This window comes from Flavobacterium sp. H122 (assembly GCF_004959765.1).
Classification (GTDB): domain Bacteria; phylum Bacteroidota; class Bacteroidia; order Flavobacteriales; family Flavobacteriaceae; genus Flavobacterium.
Genome location: NZ_SJZD01000001.1, coordinates 25,825 through 48,013, shown reverse-complemented (window position 1 = coordinate 48,013; position 22,189 = coordinate 25,825). Strand labels below are relative to the sequence as shown.

The window sequence follows — 22,189 nt, the reverse complement described above, 5'->3', positions numbered from 1 at the left end:
ATTGTATTTTTTACAATTTAGGTCTTTTGATTATAAAAAAACATCTATAACCTATTAACCCTTCCTAATGAAAAGTCAGAAATATAAATTTTTAATAATTTTATTTATTATTTTAACATCATGTATTTTATTGTCAGGTATCAATTTTGATAATAACAAGTATATAAAAGTCCCTAAAACAGATAATACTTGTGACTGCTATTCTACATCATCATTATACAATGTAAAGATTAATTTCAACAACAATGTTCCAGGAGATCTTCCCTCTTTCAACAATCAATCACAGGCTGATTGTTTTGCATGGCAGGAATTCATCGCTTTAAACTGGCCCACAAATGGCAGTAATTTTGGCCAGCCCGGTGATTTTTCGCCGGTCGCATGGGAAACTTATATGCCCAAAGATGTTTTGTTTCAACCTAACGGAATAAAACCTCCTTCATGGGGAACGCTTGTTTCACCGGCTTATGCAGCGAAATTTAAAACTCAAAAAATTTTAATGAAAAGTAATAAAACTAAACTTTTAACTTTTTCGGCAAAATTTGCAGATACAGATACAATTAAAGGGCTTGATCCTAATCAGGCTGCACCTTTTGGTAAACCCAACTGGCTTGGCGCTCAGAATGGCACTAATGTTTGGTATGAAATTATGTTAAACAAAGATTATTATGATTTTGTAGTAAATAACGGTTATTACAATGCTATTGTGCAACATGATTCTGTACAAAAAGGGAGTCCGATAAATTTTCCTCAAGGTGTTTACAATGGAGCGGTGGGAGCTATTGAGTTAAAAGCAGCCTGGATGGAAGTTGACAGCATTCAATCGCCTAAATGGCAGCGCTATAAATTGTCAAAAGCTGTAGTAATGGATGCCTATACCGGTCAATTACGAAATACTACCGTTGCTCTTGTGGGATTACATATATTACACAAAACACAAAATCAGCCTACGTGGGTTTGGGCTACTTTTGAACACATTGATAATGTTCCAAACAGTACTACCGAAACACCGCCTCCTTATGGGTATAATTTTTACAATAAAAATTGTACTTCAAAACAAGTTAATTTAAAAGGCGGAGGAACTGCTTCCGTTGACTGTACCGCCAATGTATCCCCTCCCTATTACTTAACACAGGCACAACCGGTTCCTATACAATTGACAAGGGTAAACAGCATTGATTCTGAAGATGCGGCACCTATAAATGCAAAAATGCAAAACAGTATTCAAAGCTTTTATCCTAATTCAGTATTTCAATACTATCAATTGGTTGATGTTATTTGGTCACAATTACCGCAACCAGATCCAACAACTCCTATACAGGCACCACGTAAATTGAATAATTCATCAATGCTGAGCGGTAAAACAATAGTTGCCAACTCAACAATGGAAAGTTATGTGCAAAATAAAAACACTTGCATAAGTTGCCATGTGTATAGTACAATTGCGCCTTATAATAAAGACACTATAAACAACAATGTTTTTGGGGATTTTAGTTTTGCCATTTCTGCAGCTAAATACCCATCAACATCTAAAATCAAAAAAGGCAAAAGAAAAATCTAAGGTAATTCTAAATACTAAAAAAGCAGACTGTAATTAGTCTGCTTTTTAGTATTTAAAAATCTGTAATTTTAGTTTTTAAAAAATACAACTTATCTGATTATGCTTCTTTAGGCTCAGGAATCATTATTGAAGCAATTACAGAGATTAATAATACACTGCCGATTACTAATAATGAATATACTGATTCAATGTGGTAGAATGGCGCAATAATCATCTTAGCACCAATAAATGATAAAATGATTGCCAATCCATACTGCAATTTGCTGAACAAATGGATAAAATTATCCAATAAGAAAAATAATGCTCTTAGTCCTAAAATAGCAAAGATATTAGAGGTATACAGGATAAACGGATCACTCGAAATAGCAAAAATAGCTGGGATTGAATCCACTGCAAAAAGCAAGTCTGTAAATTCAATTACCGCTACTACCACCAATAAAGGAGTCGCCATTTTTTTACCATTTTCAAATGTAAAAAATTTGTCGCCGTCATATTTATCAGTAACACTGAAAAACTTTCTGATCAGTCTTGCTCCTCTTGTATTGTTGTAGTCCTCATCATCGTCCTCATCACCTGAAGACCATGATTTAATCCCCGCATATACAAGAAACAAACCAAACAGTGTCATGATTAAATTGATATCATATTTGAATCCTTGAACCCCAACAAGACTTAATAATTTATTCAAATAAGTCAATTCAATTAAATAAGCTCCGGAAAAGATGAAAATAGCTCTAAGCACCAATGCACCTATAATACCCCAAAAAAGTACTTTATGCTTGTTTTGGTTCGCAACATCGAAAAATTTGAATACCAGAATAAATACAAAAAGATTGTCTACTGAAAGTGCTTTTTCAATCCAGTAAGCCGATTGAAATTCGAAGAATTTTGCAGGTCCGGCGAAATAATATACCAAACCACTAAAGATCATTGCCAAAGTGATCCATACTACAGACCAGCTTACAGCTTCTTTATTGCTTACTTCGTGGCTTTTTTTATTAAAAATTCCTAAATCCAGTAATAACATAATAATTACGGCAACCGCAAATATTGCAATAAGCCCTGGATGTTCTGTAAAAATTGGGTGTTGATTCATTATTTATTTAATTAAGTTACTTTATTATTATTGATTTGCCATTGTAATTACGACTACCCTGCCGCCTTCTTCTTTCGACAAAAGTAGTTTTTTTTCGTGAGTCAGTTCAACCATTTCTCCAACAGGAACCTCTTTTTCTTCTGTTAAATCCTTTAACGACTCCATTTTTTGGTTTACCAGAACCCATTTACCGTCATAAAAAGCAAAATAGCCCAGCGGTTTTTTTTGTTCATCGGTTAAACGTTCATTTCTGGTTATATTTCTGTTTACATGCCATTGAAATAAATATTGGTTATCGTATACCATCAAACGGTGGTTTTCCGGTTTCCAGGTAGATTCCTTGAATTGATAATATAAATCCAGTACCGGTAAAGTTCCTTTATGCGATGTATTACAAAATGGGCATCTTGGTGTATTTGTATTATCAAAAACATACCATTGCTGCTCGCAATAACTATTGGAACATTTCTGCATCAAATCGGTAGTCTTCAACAAAGCTATTTCCCATTCTTCTGCTGTTGGTCTTTGCATAGGATTATGCAGTCCATCAATAAAAGCCCTGTCAAACAAAGTCTTAAGATAGGGCCCGGTAATTGTATAAGGCAATTTATTGATATCTCCCCACGGTAAATCCCATTTTGAAATTTGATCCGTTTTTGGCCGGTTCGAGTCATTTTCCGGATGTTCGATAAACATGGCTTTGGATCCCATCGATAATAAATCATCAATTTCTGCATCCAAATCATGCACTTTTCCTCCTTTTAACGGATGCCTGTGCAGCAAAAACATATAAATTAAAACCGGAAGCGCATGCAAATCAGTTAATCTGCTTGGCAGTTTTCTTTCGGGATCATCTTTTTTAAGATGTTTAGTCGCCAATACTTCAGGTGCTATAAATCCCGGTGTCCCAATCACTTCAGCGGGAAACAAACCTGGCACGACCAAGCCGTCCAAATCAATCATACACGCTGACTTTTCGACAGGATCAACCAAGACATTGTTATGAGATAAATCGGAATGTGCTAATCCCATGGCATGCATCTTCTTAACTCCACGGGTCAAATTGATACATATCTGAAAATAACTCAGCCAATTTCCCAACTCTTCTTTAGCAATCCGTAAAGGAAAATTAGGGTTTCTAAACTTAGCGCTCGAAAACCATAATCCGTTTTTTTCTTTTCCTTTGATGGCATCGCCAACAGCATTTCCTTTTGCAAAGAAAAAATTTTGATTATAAACAGGTACAATAATACCGGTCAGCCCGTTATGCTCTACTACATCTGTAGGCCAGCGGTAGATTTCATTAAGATAATAATCACTTGCTTCCCTGTTTTGTATCTGTGGAAGGTATAGATTGGTGATTTTCTGTAAGCGTTCTTTTTGGTTGGCATCTAATTTATCCCTGAAAAAAGCGACAACATATTGTCTGTCAGGACTGAAATACACATCCTTTACTCCTCCTTTCATGGGTTCACCATTGTCAACATACTGGTACGTTTTGGAAACGTCATGTACTGATTTAACTGTAATGGTTCTCATAGATTAGTAAATTATGGCTAAAGTTCTGTCATCATGATTCCCTGGGCTCCAAAAATCCATCCAATTGGAAAGTTGTGCTGCTATTTTTTCATTTTCATAACTGAAATCCACACAAATACCTTCCTCATTTTTCCCCTTCATGTCTTCAACTAAATCTTTCCATTTTTCTATACTTTCCAGATTGGCTTCCACAACAAATTTAGGGTCATAGATTCCATCTGTCATAAGCATCAAATAGGAGAAATCATCTGTGAGTGTAAAACCGAAACGGCTGGCATAATTATCATGTGCAAATATTTCAGGCATGGTTACAAAACGTGTCCCGCCACCAAATTCGCCTACATCGAGCCAGTTCATCAGTCTTACTTCTGAAAAATCTTTATTCACCAATCCGATAGGGCAATCCCCTACACTGAAAGTCATAACCGCATAACCGAAAGAATATTTCTTTACCAAAGTAAAAATCAGTGTCGAATGAAAATCACTTATAGACCTGTTTTCTTTTACAGCAAATGAAGCAATGCTCTCATTGGCATACTTCGCAGCTTTTGAAAGATTTGTAAAAACAAAGGTGTTTATTTTTTCTAAAGTGGTTTTGTCCTTTTTATAATTATATTCTGAAATAGTTTTATCAAAATCAGCTAAAAAATCAGGAGTAAAGTTTTTATCAAAATAATCCACTACGGCTTCGCAGGCTAATTGGGATCCTTTACGGGTAACAGGGTATCCTCCTGCCCCGTCAGATACCGCCAGAACGCTCCATCCGCTGGTTTCAAAATTTTTATAGGCAAAATCATCGTCACGAAATGAACCAACATTTGCATGACTACGGCCTCTTTTAGATGAAATTACAATTCTCTTATCCAGAAAACGGTCTGATACAGCCACATTTTCATCTTTCCAGTACAAATCATTACGGTCGCTTGGTATGTCTTTCCAAAGTGATTTAGGATCAGGGTTGATAATCAGCTGCAGCATTTTTTCATGCAACGCAGCGTTATCAGGCTCACCTTCAAGCCTGAATAAAAAACGCAGTTTTAAATCACCACTGGTTCTGGGTATTCCTTTGATTATACTTTTTTCGCTGTCATAATCAAGTCCGCTATTTTCTAAATTCAAAAGCTCAAAAAAAACGATATCCTGCCACTCCAACTCGGAAAAATCGATTTTTGCCTCGTACTTTTTTCCTACTATGGCATTGGGCAGAAAAACCGATTGACGCTCGATGTCGTCAATTCTGTTTTTAATAATCCATTTATCAAGCATATTTTTTTGATTTTCTTTAATCGTTTTTACAGCATCAACAGTGTTTTTGTCAGCAATAAAACCGTCTAACAACGTACGTTTTTCTGGTGAAATCGAAATTTTGTGCTGCATTAAAAATGCTTCAACATATTTTCTGGTTTCTTCCATTTTATCCTTGCGTTCTGTTAACATCAAATCCACCGTCTCCTCCAACATAACTCCCTACATTATTGCACCATGGACAGGTATTGATTTCATCTTCTCCTATACAGTGAATTTTTCCGCATACGCACATCGCAAAACCAATTTGGTTACCGCAACACGGACAATTCGAACCGCCAATCAACTCATCTGTATTGATCATTTTATCAAAATTGTTGCTGTCAGCCAATTCAAAATAAGACTGATCTACCTGATAAGCGCCTACTAATCTGTAATTTTTAGATGACAATTCCACCCCAGCATAAATAGAAGGCATTACTGATTTTCGATATTTCATTAAGTACGGTCGCTTTGTATTCTGACATTTTCCGTTTAAAACCACAAAATTATCATCTACATACTGACGTACCGGCTCCGGTTTAGTTAAATCAATCTTACTCAGCGTATCTCCTTCAAGCTTAGCCAGTTCAAATCCTGTAACACTGCTCTCAACACTGATACTGCTTGTTTTTATTGAATCTGTTACCCATCTGAAAAACTCTTTATAGGATTGGACTGTAGCATTCTTGAAATGAAGCACATGTTCTGTCAGTTCCCCTAACAGTTTTGTGTCTGTTTCATCGCCAAATGAAATCGCTACAAGATTCGCTGTCCGCTGCCAATTGTCTTTCCATTCCTGAATCGCCGCTTTAGTATCATCTGTAGGTACACCATCAGTAAATAAAAATACGATTGGCTTCCAGTCTCCTTTTACCTCATAAGTAGTTTTAACTATATTATTTCTAAGCTCATACATTAAATGTCCTAAACCTTTACTTAATGAGGTACCGCTTCCAATTGGAAATTTAGGAGGATAAAAAGTAACGATTTCCTGAAGAGGAACCAATGTCTTAGGCTGTCCTGCAAAAACAATTATAGATATATAAACTGTCTCAAGGGCATGAGGATCCGTTTTTAACGCCTGAATAATTGTTGCAAGTCCTTCTTCAACCTGTTGAATGGGTTCTCCCACCATAGATTCAGAAACATCAATAAGGAAATATATAGGTAATCTTCTCATACTTTTTAGTTAAACTGTAAAAAACAAATTCCTGTAATTTTTGACCGGATAATTAAATGATAACAGTGATTTCACTTGGCGGAAGCGGCAATAAAACACTCTCTCCTGTCCCCTGACTTTTATTGCCCTGTTCAATGGTTTCTGAAACCCATCTGAAAAAGGATTTCAGAGTTTGACTGTCGGCAGAGTCTAAGTGGACAACATGTTCTGTAAGTTCTTTCAGTATTTCATTATTTGCTTTAGGTCCGGCTGCACAACCTACTATAGTTCCGAAGTTTAATTTTTTGATCTCCGAAACTTTTTCCCTGTAAAATTGTATATCAGAAGGTTTACCATCAGTAAAAAGAAACAACAACGGTTTCCAGTCCCCTTTTTGGGTAGCTGAACCTTTGACAACGTCTCTTTCAACTCTTTGAATAACAAAATCAAGACCAGCTCCGGTATTGGTGGGGCCACTCTGAGGACATGTAATTTCAGGCAATTGAAAATTAACCAACTCAGTAAGTGACACTATTTCTTTGACTTCTTTATCATATGTAATAATACTGATCCAAAGTGAATCCAAAGCCTGGGCATCTGAACGTAAGATATTGATCATTCCGCTTAAAGCATTATTTAATGCCTGAATGGGTTCACCATACATGGAACCCGAAGTGTCCAATAAAAAATATACAGGGAGTCTTCTCATTTTTTTACTGATTATCTTGGAATATTATACGTTTGTCCAGCTGCAGTTGTTTCTTCAATAGGATTAATCATGTTGTTAATCCCATAAGCTGCTGTATCTGCATCCGGGTCATTTTGGATCAAATCACTTAAAACCGGCTGTGTAATATCTTTACCTCCAACTATATGCCTGTAAATACAGCCTATCGTGTAGATTGGCCCCCAAGGAAAACCCCACCAGCCAAAAAATAAATTCAGCAGTATATAACCATATGAATATTTAACAGTGCTTTCTCCGGGACGGATAAAATAAATATCGGAAGTTCTTTGAAAAGTCATTATAAGAATCGATATTGTAAATGGGAAAAACACAAATTTTCCTCCATTATTGACCATCTCCCTGATTTGAGAAACACTCAATCCTTCAATATTATTTATACGCATGGTTTATAGATACGATCTTACAATTCTGTGAATAGTCTGCCCTAAAAAGCTGTCTTCAGTTGGGTCACCAATGGCACTGAACTTCCATTCACCATTGCGTTTATACAGTTTACCCATGATAATCGAGCTTTTACCTGCATATTGGTTTTCGGCTGAGACATTATAATCAGCAAAAACAGAATTTACTCTTGTAGGCGTACCTTCATACATTCTGATTTTAGCATAAGGGATTTGTGAAAAGTCTTCACGACCAGCATTATTTAAAAAGAAGAAAATCTGGGATACATTTGCATTCAGCTTGGAAAGATCTACCGTGATAATCTCATTATCCAATCCGTCATCACCTCCAGTATCACCTGCAAGATCATCACCTGTATGTTTTAAAGCACTGTCAACAGTAATTAATTTACCTTTTGGCAATCCAAATTGCTGTAAAACTTCCACTCTGTATAACGGTGAATATAAATGATCGCATACGTTATTCTGTTCATCAATCAAAACACAGCTTAAATCCAAGTCGATATCCTGTACAGTTTTTGAAAGACCAAACAGTCCTCCTTTTTTTTCGATTGCTCCCCAGTTTACCCCAACACAGAAATTGGTCAATGTTTCTCCTGAGGTTTTTCTTAAATCAATTTTTTGTCCTTTGGTCAGGTTAATAGCCATAATAAATTTGTTATTAGTTATACTTTGTCAGATAATCTTGTAAACCGCCTTTCATTCCCTGTCCAACAGCCTCAAATTTCCATTCATTATTTCTTTTGTAAAGACGGCCGAATTCAACTGCGGTTTCAATTGAGAAATCTTCGTCCAATTCGTATTTTACTAATTCAGTATTGTTTTGGTCAATGACTCTGATAAACGAATTTCTTACCTGACCGAAGTTTTGTCTTCTGGTATCAGCATGATGAATTGTTACTACAAAACAGATTTCATGAACATCTGCTGAAATCAGTGATAAATCCACTGTGATTTTCTCATCATCACCGTCGCCGGCACCAGTTAGATTATCTCCTACGTGAATCACTGCGCCGTCCGGAGATTTTAAGTTATTATAGTATACAAAATGATTGTCATTAATAATTTTACCGTTAGCACCTACAAGAAACACCGAAGCATCTAAATCAAAAGCTTCTCCTGTACTGCTGTTATTACTGTCCCAGCCCAGGCCAACTGTGAATTTAGGTGCATCGATTGCCTGTCTTTGTCCTTTTTCTAAATTAATTGCCATTTTTTATTTTGAATTAATATTTATGTTTAACATTGCTTTTAAAATATTGGTCTGCTCGTCCACATTTTGCAGTTCTTCCAGAAAATCTACCGTTGATATTTTATCAAGATAACTCTTCAATACTTCTTCCACATCATCAGGTAAGGTGGTTTTTATTTTCCCTAATTGCTCTTTCAATGCTTCGTTCTTTATTTTCAGCTGAGTAATTATCTGATTCTGGGACGAATGGTTTTTTGATAAATCAATACCATTAACATCTTTTTCATCCAAGAGATAAAAAGCCTTTTCATTTGCTATGAAAATAAATTTATCATTCGAATCCCGGAATTCATATACTTCAATCACATGGTCGTTACATTCCAAACCACATAAAAATTTTATTCTGAATTTCAATATGTTCAATTTACCCAAAAGCTTACGCTCAAATTTACAGAAAGCGTTTTCATACACTTTTCTGTTTTGACAGGTCAACTGTTCATACTGTTCAACCGGAATTGAACGGTAATATTCTTTTTGTACTGAATTCGAAACATTGGTAATTTCTTCCCAACTGAAATGTTCTGTCAGATCAAGCGCCAGTATTTTATACAGCTTCTCAATTTTATGGGACATCTGCTGCGCATGGGATTTCATCAGCTCAGGAAACTTTGTTTCCTCTAATCCTGAACTTAATCTTTTGATATAATCCTCATTGATATAAATTTCATTGGAAACCAAAAGATATTGTTGTTCCTTGGATTTTTTCAGCTTTTGAAATAAATCAATAAGACTGTTGGTATATTGTATATGAAACAATTCCAACTTATTAAAATCCAATTGCCTGTTGGTTTCAAAAAGATCATGAATGATTTGCGTACGTATTGTTACGCCAACAAAATCTGCATGGTTAAAAAAATTGCCAAGCAATCTCAAAACCTGTATCCTTTTTTTGCTATCCTTTATTACCTGAACAAACAGTTCGTCCTCCTCTTGCATCAACCCTGTCTACAATGTATTCAATCTAACTTACCACTCCTTTTTTTAATTCGCTTTCAAGGCTTTGCAACCCGGCATCAAGCTGCCTTCTGGTTTCTGCACCCTGCTCGTGAATTTGTTTTACTTCAGTAAGAGTATCAATCAATGACTTGGTAGTCATTCTTAATGTATCAAGAGAAACGATTGTGTTTTCATTTTCTCTGGCTACTTCAATACTATTCTGTTTGAGCATTTCAGCATTTTTCTGTAAAATAGTATTGGTAGTTTCTGATACTCTTCGTTGAACTTCAATATTCTGTTTTTGTCTTTGTAATGCTACAGCTAATGTCAGCTGGTTTTTCCATACCGGCATTGTAGTAGTTAAAATAGACTGTGCTTTTTCAGCTATGGATGTATTGTTGTTCTGAACCACACGGATTTGAGCTAATGACTGCAACATAATGAAACGTACAATCTTCATATCCGCTAAACGTTTATCAAGACGGTTGATGAAATTCTTCTTATCAGAAATCTGATAATCCTGATACTGGGATGGATTACCTTCCATTACAGCAAGTTCTTCATTAAGTTCTTTAAAACGGATTTGACCAGCAATAATATGATTCTCCATTTCTTTAATCAGACTCACATTACTGTCGAACATTGTTTGCAGAGAAGTGTTGTCTTTTACTGAATTAATCATTCCAGCTTTCACTTTGTTACTGATCTTTTCTACGTTTACCGTGATTTTATCATATTGCTGGAATAATTTTTTTACATCAACAACTAATTTGTTAACCAATGGAATTTTAGACAAAAACTTTTTAAAAGGTCCCTGTTCCAACTGATCTACGTCAACATAGTTCAACTCTGTCAGCAAATCATTAATCAATGTTCCTACTTCACCTGAATTGTATGTTCTTACATTCGATAAAAAGGTATCACTTTGTTTTGAAATTGTATTCTGAATCTCAGCACCGTAATTCAAAATCGAGTTCACATCATTCTCATTCAGCTGATTACCCATTGTTTTATAATTGGCAGCCTGAGTTTCGGTAATATTGGTCAGATTAACATTACCGTCTTTATCAATCAAACTTGTGGTATCCTGCACCACTACTTGGTTTTCTGTCATGGTTATAAAGACTATAAATGGTTTTGTTGGATTGTAACAATGGTCTCTTCTAATTTTCTGTCTCTCGTTGGAACTCCAACAGCATTAAATTTCCATTCGTTGTTTCTTTTATAAAAAACACCTAACACCATTGACACATTTCCGGCGAAAGTAGTGTCATTTGCAATATCGTATTTTGCAAACACTTCGTTAACATGTTTAGGTGTACCTTCATAAATACGGATAGATGCAAAAGGAATATCTTTAAAATCCTGTCCTCTGAAACTGTTGATAAAAAAACCAACATAATTAGCCGATGGAGACAATTGTGATAAGTCCAGTGTTATTACTTCATTATCTAATCCGTCATCACCATTCAAATCACCTGTCAAATCATCACCGCTATGTTTGATGGCTCTGTCGTTTGACTGCAATTTTCTAAAGTTTACAGAATCAATATGAGTTTTATTTTCATCATATACTGCACAGCTGGCATCTAAATCAACGGCTTCTTTTTTTGTTCCGAAAAGCCCTTTCTTTTCCATAGCTCCCCAGTTGATTCCAACACAAACATTCTGTAATTTACTGCCGTTACTTTTTTCTAAATTGATACGTTGTCCTTTTTCTAAATTGATTGCCATATTTTTTAATTGTATTTATTTAAATAATCTTCTAATCCGCCTTTCATCCCCATTCCGATAGCCTCGAATTTCCACTGACCGTCTTTGTTGTAAATTCTACCGAATTCTACAGCGGTTTCAATAGAAAAATCTTCTTCCAGTTCATACTTAACCAGTTCACTGTTGTTACTGTCATCAATTACTCTAATGAATGAATTACGTACCTGACCAAAATTTTGCTTTCTGCCGTCAGCGTCATGAATGGTAACCACAACACAAACTTCTTTGGCTGCTGGATTGATTTTTGTAAGATCAATCTTGATTTGCTCATCATCACCGTCACCTTCACCTGTCAAATTATCCCCGGTATGGATTACTGATTCATCCGGAGCTTTTAAGTTATTATAAAAAACAAAGTGTGAATCTGACAATATTTTTTTGTTTTCCCCTAAAATAAAAACTGAAGCATCAAGGTCAAAATCAACACCAGTAGAACTGCTGTTAGTGTCCCAGCCTAAACCAATGGTGAATTTAGGCGCATTGATATTTTCACGTTGCCCTTTTTGTAAATTAATAGCCATGTTTAATCTAATTTAATTGCGTTTATGTTATACTTATATTCGGTAATTTGATGGTAATTATTACTGATTGCTAGATGAAACAGCTCGTCTTTTCGCTCATTTGTCATGCTGTCCAGCAACAGACAAAACTTATCCTGCTCCAGGTTCAAAATATACTTGACAATTCGGGTGTTAAACTGAAAGCTTTTTCTGTTTACCAATGCAATGATTTCTTCAACCCCTTTTACAGCAAAATAATTATAATAATTTTCAATATTTGGATGTATTTCTTTATTCATCAGCTCAGCATAATAAACAAATACAAAATCACCTTCCACATTATACTGATTCAATATTTTATTGATCGTATGTTCATGACTTCCGGTAATCTTTATGTCATCAACAAAAATACACAGCTTACCCGCGATAAAACTTCTGTCTATGTAATAGGTATCATTGGATATCAGTTTTACCCTGTCTTCAAATCCTAAATTACCATAATCAGTCACATAGGTTTGATTTCTGTATATTTTTGATTCTATGCTCGATTTCTTATCATTAACAAACAAATAACTGTTCAAATGTTTTTTGAAATAAGCGCATAAGAAATTAGACGCTGTAGGTATTGATAAAAAAGGACTTGGCAATATCACTATTTCCTCTTTCGACAAAAGCAGTTCACCGTGCTCTTTTATAAACCCTTCAAATAATTCAGCTGCAAATTTTTCAGCATAATATTTATCCCCAAATTTAAACCAACTGTATTCTTCTTCGTTAAAAGGACAGTTTTCCTTTTTATTAATTTTATGTAAACTATATCGTATATTCACTTTTCTTATTTTAATAAATAGGCTTCAAAGCCAAAATTTCTGGCACCGTTATAATCTGCAATTACATTATCACCTACGTGCAGTACCTTCTTTTTCTCTATTCTTTTTTCATCACTGATTGAATCGTAAACCATCTGAAAAATAGCGTGATTTGGTTTAGAAAAACCAACTTCATCTGAATAAATCTGAAATGAGAAATAATCTTCCAATTCATAATGTGAAAGTATTTTTCTCAAAGTCAGTCCTTTGATAAATGCAGTATTGCTCAAGATGTTCATTGTTTTTTCCTCTTCTCTTATTTTTTTAAATAAAACCTGAATATCCGGATTAAGCAATTCCGGCTTGTATTCCAAAAACAACGACTCAGTCTCGTTATAAAATTCTTGCAGACGTTTAGTGCTTATTTCCCTGATATCTAAACCCATTGCACTCAAAATGAGGTAATATATCTCGTAAGTATCTAAATTCAATCCAGTCTTTTCATTGATATTATTGGTTAAAACATCATAGTAACGTACAATCTCAGCCACTTTATCCAAAGGACAATCGGCTTCAAAAAAGTCTCTGAACAACTGATTTCTCTTATTTTTAAATTCAGGATTCGAACGGATAAGTGTCAGCCATAAATCAAATGAAAAATGACTGTAATCTTTGTAATTAATTTCCAAAAGTTACTTATTTAATGATTTGTCCCGAATAATATTTTTCCAAAAAGAACCCCAGATCAGCTCTGTAACCAATACCTGAAGCTTCAAATTTCCACTGGTCATTCCTTTTATACAAACGTCCAAATTCAACTCCGGTTTCTATCGAAAAATCTTCATCAAGTTCATATTTTGCGATTTCCTGTCCGTTAGAATCATCCACAATACGGATATATGAATTTCTTACCTGACCAAAATTCTGTTTTCTTCTTTCAAAATCTTCAATTGTAACAACAAACAAAACTTCATTAACTTCATTGCTGATTTTATCCAGATCAACTTTGATTGCTTCATCATCATCTCCGTTGCTGCTTTTCCCATTAGGATCATCTCCGGTATGCTCAAGCGAGCCATCCGGTGATTTAAGATTGTTATAGAAAATAAAATACTCTTCACCTAATAGCTTCCTGTTTACATCAATCATAATTGCCGAAGCATCCAAATCAAAATCAAAACCAGTTCCTTCATTTGGATCCCATCCTAATCCGACAGTTATTTTTGATAATCCAATATCAATTTTTTGTCCCTTCTGTAAATTAATTGCCATATTATCGTAAAGTCAAATTTTATTTTTTATTAATCAATTAAAAAGATATTTTCTGTAAACATACATTTTTACAGCGTTTATTAACTTTAAAAATTTCTAAACCAGTAAAAATACTCCATACGCAATTGTAAAAACAACCACAGAACATTCAAAAATAAATTATTATTTTTTATTACAGTAATCTTGACCTGTATTTATTTTGTGAAAATTTTTATTACAAAAAAGCGGAAATAATTTTGCCAATTTAAGAAAAAAGAAACTTTCTTACATATAGTCTTATCAACATTTTTGAGACATTTTTTAACATAAACTATAACTTTTGATACAACACCTTTTCTTACAATGAAAAACTGATTTTTACAGACATAAATCAGTCTGTAAAAATCAGTTTATTAAAAAGCTACGCCTTATGTTTATGCTGTATAAGTTTTTATGATAATGTATTCATTGATTAATACTCCAATAATTCCTTCAACTCTTTTTCAAATCGCTCTTTTGGCAAATACTGGTCTTCCAACGATTTCATAAAAGGAATGGCGGATTCCAAGCTCCCTACACGGCGGACCGGAGCGTCCAAATACTCAAAACAGTTTTCCATAATCATGGAAGAAATATCACTCGCAATACCACCAAACAATGTATCTTCCTGAAGAATGATTACTCGGCTTGTTTTCTTAACCGAAGTATAAATTGCTTCCCAGTCCAATGGTTGTAAGGTTCTTAAATCCAATAAGTCAGCTGAAATTTCAGGATTGTTTTTCAACGTCTCCAAAGCCCAGTGTACGCCTACACCAAAAGAAATAATGGTAACATTCTTACCTTCTTTCAACAAAGAAGCTTTTCCAAAAGGCAAAGTATAATAATCTTTAGGAACATCCTGATACACGCTTCTGTACAATTGTTTGTGCTCGAAGAACATTACGGGATTAGGATCGTTTATTGCTGTTGCCAATAATCCTTTTGCATCGTAGGGAAATGCGGGATATACGACTTTCAAACCAGGTGTTTTCGTAAACCAGGCCTCATTTGTCTGTGAGTGGAAAGGTCCTGCCTGAGTGCCGCCGCCACAAGGCATACGAACCACAACATCTGATTTTTCACACCAACGGTAATGCTGTTTGGCCAATAAATTTACAATAGGGTTAAATCCAGTCGAAACGAAATCGGCAAACTGCATTTCTACCACTGCTTTATGTCCGTTTATAGATAATCCGTTAGCTGCAGATACAATCACACTCTCACATATAGGTGTATTGCGTACACGTTCTTTACCAAACTTTTCTACAAAACCTTCCGTTATTTTAAAAGCACCACCATATTCGGCTATGTCCTGCCCCATAATCACTAAATTAGAGTGACGTTCCATGGATTGACTCAGGCCTTGTGAAATAGCATCAATCAAACGAATGTTTTCAAGCTTATCAAAATGATCAATCTGTTCATATTCCCAAGGACAATAAACATCGTTTAATTCTTCGTCTAAATCAGCAATAATAGCAGGTTCGTCTTGAACTTTAGCCCAATCAGCATCAATTTCTTTTTTAATTTCTGCATGAATGGCATCATCTTCTTCATCCGAAAGTACCATGGTCATTTTCAAATACTTTCTGTAATTTTCTACTGGATCTTTAGTAGCCCATATATCCATCAATTCTTGCGGAACATATTTTGTGCCACTTGCCTCCTCATGACCACGCATGCGGAATGTTTTAAACTCCAATAGTATAGGTCTTGGATTATCAATCATTGATGCTTTTAATTCTGTGATTAAATTAAAAACTTCTAAAATATTGTTTCCGTTAACGACATGACTTTCTATACCATATCCTATTCCTCTATCGGCTAAATTTTCACAACGGTATTGCTCATTTGTAGGTGTCGATAATCCATAACCGTTATTTTCAATTACAAACAGAACAGGTAAATCCCAAACTGATGCAACATTTAATGCTTCATGAAAGTCTCCTTCACTTGTAGCACCTTCACCTGTAAAAACAGCAGTTATCTTACCATTTTGAGATAACTTATTTGCTAAGGCAATACCATCGGCTACTCCCATCTGAGGCCCCAAGTGAGAAATCATCCCAATGATTTTATATTCTTGAGTTCCAAAATGAAAACTTCTATCTCTGCCTTTTGTAAATCCGTTACTTTTTCCCTGCCATTGAGAGAATAAACGATGTAATGGAATTTCTCTTGTGGTAAACACACCTAAATTACGGTGCATTGGTAAAATATATTCGTCTTTATCAAATGCGGCAGTAATTCCAACAGCAATAGCTTCTTGTCCTATCCCAGAAAACCATTTAGAAACTTTTCCCTGACGAATTAAGATCAGCATTTTTTCTTCGACTAATCTTGGTTTTAATAGTTTTCTATATAAATCTAACAATTGATCATTAGATAAATTTTTTCGTTCAAAATTCATTTTTTTATTAGTTTGGCTTTATCTCAAATGTATAAAAAAATAACAGTATTAGTAAAATAAGTTGTATTTTTTTGAATTGTTGATAACTTTCGTCAATTCCTAACTAAATAATTCTATATATTTGTATTTATAAGGCTTTGCCTTAATAAAAGTTATTAACAAAAACTAAGACAATGCAAAAAATTCCTAGTGTTGACTTACGTGATTTCCTATCGGACGACCCGGTACGTAAACAAAATTTTGTAAATGAAATCGGAAAAGCCTACGAAGAGATTGGTTTCGTAGCATTAAAAGGCCACTTTTTAGATGACAAATTAGTTGGAGACTTGTACAGTGAAGTACGTAACTTCTTTAACTTACCTCTTGAAGTGAAAGAAAAATATGAAATTCCAGGTATTGGAGGGCAAAGAGGTTATGTTTCTTTTGGAAAAGAACATGCTAAAGGCCGTTCAGCTGGTGATTTAAAAGAATTCTGGCATTTTGGTCAGTATGTTTCTGAAGGTTCTAAATGGGCCGGAGAATATCCTGACAACGTAACAGTTACCGAATTACCTCATTTTAATGAAGTAGGAAAAGAAGCATACCAAATGCTTGAAAAAACAGGTGTGTATGTGTTAAGAGCTTTAGCAATTTATATCGGATTGGATGAATTTTACTTTGATAAATTCATTAAAGATGGAAATTCAATCTTACGCCCTATCCACTACCCTCCTATTACTGACGAACCTAAAGACGGTGCTGTTCGTGCCGCTGCCCATGGTGATATCAACTTGATTACATTATTAATGGGAGCTCAGGGTAAAGGTTTACAAGTACAAAATCATGCAGGAGAATGGATTGATGCCATTGCTCAAGAAGATGAATTAATGATTAATGTGGGAGATATGTTATCCCGTCATACAAACAATAAATTAAAATCTACTATTCACCAGGTAGTTAATCCGCCAAGGGAATTGTGGGGAACTTCCCGTTTCTCAATTCCATTCTTTATGCACCCAGTGAGCGATATGTCATTAAATTGCTTACCTGAATGTATTGATGAAAACAATCCTAAACTTTATGAAGATATCACTGCCGGTGATTTCTTATATGAACGTTTGGTTGATTTAGGATTAATTAAGAAGTAATTTTTTTAAAATACCAAAATACAAATTCCAAATCCCAAACAAAGACGGGATTTGGAATTTAGTTTTTTTAAAATTATTTGTATTTTGGGGTTTTAAAATTGAAATTTTAAAAAGATGGATTTAAAAGACCAATTAAAAAATTTATTCCCTGACCATATTCCTTCAAATGAACCGGAAGAAATTAAGGAGTCTGAACATGAATTATTCGTTCAAAAAGAACCTATGATTTGTAAGTACGAAAAAAGAAAAGGAAAACCAACAACTATCATAGCAGGTTATGAAGGCGAAGACGAAGACTTTAAAATCTTAGCTAAAGAAATCAAAAATAAATTAGCTGTTGGCGGTAGTTTTAAAGATGGTGAAATCATTATCCAAGGGGATTACCGTGATAAAATAATGAATATTTTAAAAGAAAAAGGATTTAAAGTAAAACGCGTAGGCGGATAAAATATCGATACAATGAGCGAGATTAAATCATCAGAATTAATTCTGAACCCAGACGGAAGTGTTTACCACTTAAATTTAAAACCTGAGCATATTGCTCATGACATCATCTTTGTTGGTGATCAAAACAGAGTTGAAAAAATTACTAAGTTCTTTGATTCAATTGAATTTTCAACACAAAAGAGAGAATTTAAGACACAAACCGGAACCTTGAAAGGAAAACGCATTACAGTAATGTCTACAGGTATAGGTCCTGACAATATTGACATTGTAATGAATGAATTAGATGCACTGGTAAACATAGATTTGGAAACACGCCAGCCAAAAGAAAATCTGACCAAACTAAACATCATTCGTATTGGAACTTCGGGTTCTTTACAGGCTGATATTCCTTGTGATAGTTTTGTAATGTCTAAATATGGATTAGGATTGGACAACATGCTTCGTTCCTATTTGATTGATGATATTTCAGAAAAAGAAATTGAGGATGCATTTATCCAGCAAACCAATTGGGATTTACGCAAAGGAAGACCTTATGTAATTGCTTGTTCTGAAACATTGGAAAAAATCATTGAAAGTGATGAAATCCATAAAGGTTTTACCGGAACTGCAGGTGGATTTTACGGACCTCAAGGTCGTGTACTTCGTTTAAATATTCAAGATACTGATTTGAACAGCAAAATGGATGCTTTCAATTTCAACGGTACACAAATGACAAATCTTGAAATGGAAACGGCGGCTATTTATGGGCTTGGAAAACTATTAGGACACGAAACATTATCATTAAACGCTATTATTGCAAATCGTGCTAATGGAACTTTTAGTGCTGATCCGTATAAAGCAGTTGATGAATTGATAGCCTATACCTTGAAAAAATTGACTGAATAATGGTTCATTTTTATTCCTTTCAACTCGAAGAGCTTATAAAAGAAACTAAAAAGCTGTATTTCATGAACATCAATTGGGATTACAGCTTTAAATCTTCGCCTGACAAATGGTCAAAAAGTGAAATATTGGGTCATTTGGTTGATTCTGCAGTCAACAATCTTAAAAGGTTTACAGAATCCCAGTTCTCTGATGAACCTTATTTGGTTACAGCTTATAATCAGGATGAATTAGTAAAGATTAATAAATATCAGGAAAAAAAGTTTGATGATTTATTAAAATTATGGTGCCATCTTAATAAGCAAATTGCCTTTATTTTAAAAGATATTTCAGAAGAACAATTAAAAACAAAAATAAACCTATATGATTTCTCAATTTGTGATTTAGAGTTTTTAATAGAAGATTATATAACACATCTAAAGCATCATTTGAAGCAAATATTTGAATAATGAATGTAATACTGGAAACCGAAAGATTGATTTTACGCCCAATCGAAATGAATGATGCAGAAAGTTTGTTTTTATTGGAAAGTAATCCTAATGTACATAAATATTTAGGAAACCATCCTGTAAAATCCTTAGAAGAAAGCACTGCTTATATTGTAAGTCTGCAAAATCAGTATAAAAATAACGGAATAGGCCGTTTTGCGGTTATCCTTAAAGAATCCGGAGAGTTCATAGGCTGGAGCGGTATAAAATTTATTACTGAAGAAGAAAACAAACATATCAATTTTTATGAAATTGGTTATCGCCTTCGAGAAGAATATTGGGGTAAAGGTTTTGCTTACGAAGCCGCTAAAGCATGGTATGATTATGCCATTAACGAATTAAAAGTAGATACTTTATATGCTTCGGCACATATTGACAATGCTGGTTCAAGACGGATTTTGGAAAAAATCGGACTTAAACTAAAAAACGAATTTATTTGGAATAAAGAAGTACCAAGCGTTTGGTATGCTTCAAATTAAAAGACTAAACTATGGACTCTGTTTTTGAAACTGAAAGATTACTGCTTCGTCCGCTTGAAATGAGTGATGCCGGGAATATGTTCATTATGGATAAAAATCCCAATGTACACAAATATCTTTGGCAAAAACCTGCACAACAAATTGAAGAAGTAATTAAGGTAATTGAATATGTTCATGCTCAATACGAAAGAAATAAGGTTGGACGCTATGCAACTGTTCTGAAAGAAACAGGAGAGTTAATAGGCTGGACAGGAATTAAATTTGTTGATGATCATACAGAAAACGGTAATACAAATTTTTATGATTATGGTTATCGTTTAGACGAACGTTTTTGGGGAAAAGGTTATGCAACCGAAGCCACACAATTTTGGATAAAACATGCATTTAATGACATGAAAATAGAAAACATGAATGCTTATACACATAGTCAAAATGATGCCTCCAATCATATTTTAAAGAAATCCGGTTTTAATTTCATGGAAGAATATACCGCAGAAGATGGTATTCAATGGAATTGGTGGAAAATTGTAAATTCAGAATTTTGAATGTAGAATCCAGAAATTATTCGTAATAATTATATTTCTAAATATATAGTATGGTTCAAGACATTTTAAAACAAAATAACATTACTAATTGGGAAGATTTGACATATTACATCAAAAACATTCCATACGGCAGAAATAGCAATCGGGAAGATTTCACCTTGGTTTTGACTGAAAAAAAAGGAACCTGCAGCTCAAAACACGCTTTATTAAAATCTTTGGCATCAGAATTTACAACTAAAGAAGTAAAACTTATCATAGGAATTTTTAAAATGAATTATGAGAATATGCCGATTTTAGAAAGAATTCTGAAAGAAAACAAAATAGAATATATTCCTGAAGCGCATTGCTATTTAAAAATTGATAATGCTTATTTCGATTTCACAGTTGAAAATCCTTTATATCCAAAAATTGAAAATGATATTTTAGAAGAAATAGAAATTGAGCCGTATCAGGTTTCTCAATTTAAAGTAAATTATCATAAAAACTATATTAAAAATTGGATAAAAGACACTAAACAATCAAAATCCTTTGAGGAAATTTGGAATATCAGAGAAAATTGTATTTCCGAACTTTCAAAAGACTAAACATATACCTTTAAACTTATAATCTAAAAATATGAAATCAGTAAAAATAGCTGGTGTTCCAGAACATTTTAATCTTCCTTGGCATTTATGTATCGAAAATGGCGAATTTGACCAAGTTGGTATTGATCTGCAATGGACAGATGTTCCTGAAGGTACCGGTAAAATGTGTCAGATGCTTCGTAATGAAGAAACTGATATAGCAGTTATTCTTACTGAAGGCATTATTAAAGATATTACAGCAGGTAATAATTCTTCAATTGTTCAGGTCTATGTACAATCGCCTTTAATTTGGGGTATTCATGTTGATACTAATTCTAAATACAATCAATTATCTGATTTAGAAAACACTACGTCAGCTATTTCAAGAATTGGTTCAGGTTCACACTTGATGAGTTTTGTCAATGCAAAGCAACAAAATTGGGATACTTTTAATTTGAAATTTGAAATTGTTAACACTATCGATGGAGCAGTTGAAGCATTACAAAATGGCAAAGCCGATTATTTTATGTGGGAGCGTTTTATGACTAAACCATTAGTAGATAACGGTACTTTCAGAAGAATTGCCGACTGCCCTACTCCCTGGCCTTGTTTTGTGATTGCTATTAGAAATGAGTTTTTAAAAAACAATACTTCTACTGTTGATTTAATTTTGGATATCATTAATAATACCACAATTGAATTTAAAGACATACCTAGTATCGACAGAACTTTGGCTTCGCGATACAATCAAAAACTGGAAGATATCCAGGAATGGTTAAAATTAACAAGATGGTCGCAGAAAAAATTAGATAAAAACACTTTTGATAAAGTTCAAAACCAATTATTAGAGTTAAATTTAATTGAAAATAAAGTGAATTTTGAAACGGTTGTAAAATAATA

Annotated in this window: 25 protein-coding genes; 9 read left to right on the top strand and 16 right to left on the bottom strand. The window is 34.1% G+C overall.

Going from position 1 to position 22,189, the window contains the following annotated elements; genetic code table 11:
• Nucleotides 1–67: 67 nt before the first annotated feature.
• Nucleotides 68–1,558, top strand: coding sequence for a cytochrome c family protein (locus tag EZM65_RS00280; RefSeq protein WP_136666520.1), 1,491 nt, complete (start codon nt 68–70; stop codon nt 1,556–1,558).
• Between the two features lie 97 nt (nt 1,559–1,655).
• On the opposite strand, the gene EZM65_RS00275 is transcribed toward EZM65_RS00280, so the two are convergent.
• The 16 genes from EZM65_RS00275 to EZM65_RS00200 all read right to left on the bottom strand — a co-directional run bounded on the left by EZM65_RS00275 (nt 1,656) and on the right by EZM65_RS00200 (nt 16,758).
• The gene (locus EZM65_RS00275; protein ID WP_136666519.1) at nt 1,656–2,654 is read right to left on the bottom strand and encodes a TerC/Alx family metal homeostasis membrane protein; all 999 of its coding nucleotides are present in this window, start codon (nt 2,652–2,654) and stop codon (nt 1,656–1,658) included.
• Between the two features lie 27 nt (nt 2,655–2,681).
• Nucleotides 2,682–4,193, bottom strand: coding sequence for a helix-hairpin-helix domain-containing protein (locus EZM65_RS00270; protein ID WP_136666518.1), 1,512 nt, complete (start codon nt 4,191–4,193; stop codon nt 2,682–2,684).
• A 3-nt stretch (nt 4,194–4,196) separates the two neighbouring features.
• Nucleotides 4,197–5,630, bottom strand: coding sequence for a PP2C family serine/threonine-protein phosphatase (locus tag EZM65_RS00265; RefSeq protein WP_248574797.1), 1,434 nt, complete (start codon nt 5,628–5,630; stop codon nt 4,197–4,199).
• Nucleotides 5,608–6,660 carry a TerY-C metal binding domain-containing protein gene (locus EZM65_RS00260; protein ID WP_136666517.1) on the bottom strand — a complete coding sequence of 351 codons (1,053 nt, stop codon included), beginning with the start codon at nt 6,658–6,660 and terminating at the stop codon, nt 5,608–5,610. The genes EZM65_RS00265 and EZM65_RS00260 overlap by 23 nt, the downstream gene beginning before the upstream one ends.
• Nucleotides 6,661–6,712: 52 nt before the next feature.
• Entirely contained in the window at nt 6,713–7,348 is a 636-nt protein-coding gene (locus EZM65_RS00255; protein WP_136666516.1) for a VWA domain-containing protein, read from the bottom strand.
• 11 nt (nt 7,349–7,359) lie between these two features.
• Nucleotides 7,360–7,770, bottom strand: a complete 411-nt coding sequence (locus EZM65_RS00250) for a hypothetical protein (protein ID WP_136666515.1) — start codon at nt 7,768–7,770, stop codon at nt 7,360–7,362.
• 3 nt (nt 7,771–7,773) lie between these two features.
• The gene (locus EZM65_RS00245) at nt 7,774–8,436 is read right to left on the bottom strand and encodes a TerD family protein (RefSeq protein ID WP_136666514.1); all 663 of its coding nucleotides are present in this window, start codon (nt 8,434–8,436) and stop codon (nt 7,774–7,776) included.
• A gap of 13 nt (nt 8,437–8,449) precedes the next feature.
• Nucleotides 8,450–9,001: a TerD family protein gene (locus EZM65_RS00240; protein WP_136666513.1), complete on the bottom strand. Its 552-nt coding sequence runs from the start codon at nt 8,999–9,001 to the stop codon at nt 8,450–8,452.
• 3 nt (nt 9,002–9,004) lie between these two features.
• Nucleotides 9,005–9,976 (bottom strand): hypothetical protein, encoded by a 972-nt coding sequence (locus tag EZM65_RS00235; RefSeq protein WP_136666512.1) that lies wholly within the window; start codon nt 9,974–9,976, stop codon nt 9,005–9,007.
• A 25-nt stretch (nt 9,977–10,001) separates the two neighbouring features.
• Nucleotides 10,002–11,090: a toxic anion resistance protein gene (locus EZM65_RS00230; RefSeq protein ID WP_136666511.1), complete on the bottom strand. Its 1,089-nt coding sequence runs from the start codon at nt 11,088–11,090 to the stop codon at nt 10,002–10,004.
• Between the two features lie 11 nt (nt 11,091–11,101).
• A complete protein-coding gene (locus tag EZM65_RS00225) occupies nt 11,102–11,710 on the bottom strand; it encodes a TerD family protein (protein ID WP_136666510.1) in 609 nt (202 codons plus the stop codon).
• A gap of 5 nt (nt 11,711–11,715) precedes the next feature.
• On the bottom strand, nt 11,716–12,270 hold the full coding sequence (locus EZM65_RS00220; RefSeq protein ID WP_136666509.1) for a TerD family protein: 555 nt from the start codon (nt 12,268–12,270) through the stop codon (nt 11,716–11,718).
• A gap of 2 nt (nt 12,271–12,272) precedes the next feature.
• The gene (locus EZM65_RS00215; RefSeq protein ID WP_136666508.1) at nt 12,273–13,079 is read right to left on the bottom strand and encodes a phosphoribosyltransferase family protein; all 807 of its coding nucleotides are present in this window, start codon (nt 13,077–13,079) and stop codon (nt 12,273–12,275) included.
• Nucleotides 13,080–13,084: 5 nt separating this feature from the next.
• On the bottom strand, nt 13,085–13,747 hold the full coding sequence (locus EZM65_RS00210) for an HAD family hydrolase (protein ID WP_136666507.1): 663 nt from the start codon (nt 13,745–13,747) through the stop codon (nt 13,085–13,087).
• Between the two features lie 7 nt (nt 13,748–13,754).
• Nucleotides 13,755–14,330 carry a TerD family protein gene (locus EZM65_RS00205; protein ID WP_136666506.1) on the bottom strand — a complete coding sequence of 192 codons (576 nt, stop codon included), beginning with the start codon at nt 14,328–14,330 and terminating at the stop codon, nt 13,755–13,757.
• A 451-nt stretch (nt 14,331–14,781) separates the two neighbouring features.
• Entirely contained in the window at nt 14,782–16,758 is a 1,977-nt protein-coding gene (locus EZM65_RS00200) for a thiamine pyrophosphate-dependent enzyme (protein ID WP_136666505.1), read from the bottom strand.
• Nucleotides 16,759–16,931: 173 nt separating this feature from the next.
• On the opposite strand from EZM65_RS00200, the gene EZM65_RS00195 reads away from it, so the two are divergent.
• The 8 genes from EZM65_RS00195 to EZM65_RS00160 all read left to right on the top strand — a co-directional run bounded on the left by EZM65_RS00195 (nt 16,932) and on the right by EZM65_RS00160 (nt 22,187).
• Entirely contained in the window at nt 16,932–17,885 is a 954-nt protein-coding gene (locus EZM65_RS00195) for an isopenicillin N synthase family oxygenase (RefSeq protein WP_136666504.1), read from the top strand.
• Between the two features lie 114 nt (nt 17,886–17,999).
• Nucleotides 18,000–18,332, top strand: a complete 333-nt coding sequence (locus EZM65_RS00190) for a translation initiation factor (protein WP_136666503.1) — start codon at nt 18,000–18,002, stop codon at nt 18,330–18,332.
• A 12-nt stretch (nt 18,333–18,344) separates the two neighbouring features.
• Nucleotides 18,345–19,217, top strand: a complete 873-nt coding sequence (locus EZM65_RS00185) for a nucleoside phosphorylase (RefSeq protein ID WP_136666502.1) — start codon at nt 18,345–18,347, stop codon at nt 19,215–19,217.
• Nucleotides 19,217–19,663 carry a DinB family protein gene (locus EZM65_RS00180; protein ID WP_136666501.1) on the top strand — a complete coding sequence of 149 codons (447 nt, stop codon included), beginning with the start codon at nt 19,217–19,219 and terminating at the stop codon, nt 19,661–19,663. Before EZM65_RS00185 ends, EZM65_RS00180 begins: the two co-directional genes overlap by 1 nt.
• Nucleotides 19,663–20,181, top strand: coding sequence for a GNAT family N-acetyltransferase (locus tag EZM65_RS00175; protein WP_136666500.1), 519 nt, complete (start codon nt 19,663–19,665; stop codon nt 20,179–20,181). Before EZM65_RS00180 ends, EZM65_RS00175 begins: the two co-directional genes overlap by 1 nt.
• 11 nt (nt 20,182–20,192) lie before the next feature.
• The gene (locus EZM65_RS00170) at nt 20,193–20,726 is read left to right on the top strand and encodes a GNAT family N-acetyltransferase (protein WP_136666499.1); all 534 of its coding nucleotides are present in this window, start codon (nt 20,193–20,195) and stop codon (nt 20,724–20,726) included.
• Between the two features lie 50 nt (nt 20,727–20,776).
• A complete protein-coding gene (locus EZM65_RS00165) occupies nt 20,777–21,310 on the top strand; it encodes a hypothetical protein (RefSeq protein ID WP_136666498.1) in 534 nt (177 codons plus the stop codon).
• A gap of 31 nt (nt 21,311–21,341) precedes the next feature.
• Nucleotides 21,342–22,187, top strand: a complete 846-nt coding sequence (locus EZM65_RS00160; protein ID WP_136666497.1) for a substrate-binding domain-containing protein — start codon at nt 21,342–21,344, stop codon at nt 22,185–22,187.
• The last annotated feature ends 2 nt before the right edge of the window (nt 22,188–22,189 follow it).